The following is a 531-nucleotide window of genomic DNA, read 5'->3' as shown; positions in this document are numbered from 1 at the left end:
TTGCGGGCTCGGGTGCCTTCTGATGTGGCGTTCGTGGACTGGTTGCGTGAACTGCAGGACAACCAGGTGGCGATGCAGCGGTTCGAGTACACGCCGCTGGTCGATGTGCAGCGGTATTCGGCGGTGTCGCGGGGGTCGTCGCTGTTCGACAGCATCATGGTGTTCGGCAACTACCCACAGGAGGAGCTGCCGGAGGAGGAGACCTCCAGAGGCGGGGGCGAGTTCACACTCCTGGACTCGTTCGAGGTGGGCAACTATCCGATCACGATCGCGGCGGATCTGCTGGACCGGCTGCGGATGGACGTGGAGTTTTCCACGGCCGCTTTCGATGGGGCGACGGTTGATCGGCTGCTGGAGCAGTTCGCTCGGGTTTTGGGGGTTGTTGCTGCTGACGGTGCGGTGCTGGTCCGCGATGTTGAGTTGGTGTCGGCGGGGGATGGCGCGGAGCTGGTGGGTTGGGGTGCCGGGGCGGCGGTTGACGGCGATCTGGTTCCGGTGGGGCAGCTGGTGGGTGCTGTTGGTCGGGATGCG

1 protein-coding gene is annotated in these 531 nt (G+C 65.2%); it reads left to right on the top strand.

The window, feature by feature from the left end; genetic code table 11:
* Nucleotides 1-12: 12 nt before the first annotated feature.
* Nucleotides 13-531: condensation domain-containing protein (locus DQW85_RS21640; RefSeq protein ID WP_275888231.1), on the top strand; the 519-nt coding region annotated here is incomplete at its 3' end.

It is taken from the genome of Nonomuraea lactucae (assembly GCF_003313395.1).
Lineage (GTDB): Bacteria > Actinomycetota > Actinomycetes > Streptosporangiales > Streptosporangiaceae > Nonomuraea > Nonomuraea lactucae.
The sequence above is the reverse complement of the archived record's forward strand: the minus strand, read 5'-3'. Positions and strand labels throughout refer to the sequence as shown.